Here is a 510-nt window from a genome sequence, read left to right on the forward strand (position 1 = left end):
ATTTGCCGCCCTGAGCGTCGGTCATCCCCAGCAGCAGTCGTTCTTCGTCGCTCCAGCGGAACGTCATCACCTGCCCGGCTTCGTCCTGGTACGCCGTCACCTGATTCTGCGCATCCCACTGATGAAAACGGGTCCGGCCCGCCCCGTCTGTCACACATACCACACGTTCAGCCATCCGCCAGTCCAGACGGTATCGTGCGCCACTGTCGGTATGGTGGTCCGTCACGCGCCAGCCTGCATCATCCGGCCCTTCATACCAGCCCCACTGGTAATAATATCCTTCGCCGCCGGGCTGCCGGTGCAGCGTCATGCAGTTGTTTTCGTCGTAAGCAAACTCACGCAACAGGTGCCCCGTGCTGTCGTGCACGCCGTTCAGGTGGCCAGCCTCGTCATAGTTGTAACGACGCAGCAGTAAAGGTGCAGTATCAGGGAAATGCTGATAAATCTGTGTCACCCGCCGGGGATGCGCCGCCAGTTCGTAATACAGACGGATGCACGGACGCTGCTGTT

General features: G+C 60.0%; 1 pseudogene. It reads right to left on the reverse strand.

What is annotated here, in order from left to right:
• Positions 1–510: pseudogene (locus tag A9587_RS24300) on the reverse strand (type IV secretion protein Rhs); the annotation flags it as partial.

The organism is Escherichia sp. MOD1-EC6162 (assembly GCF_002965125.1).
Classification (GTDB): Bacteria; Pseudomonadota; Gammaproteobacteria; order Enterobacterales; family Enterobacteriaceae; genus Escherichia; species Escherichia marmotae.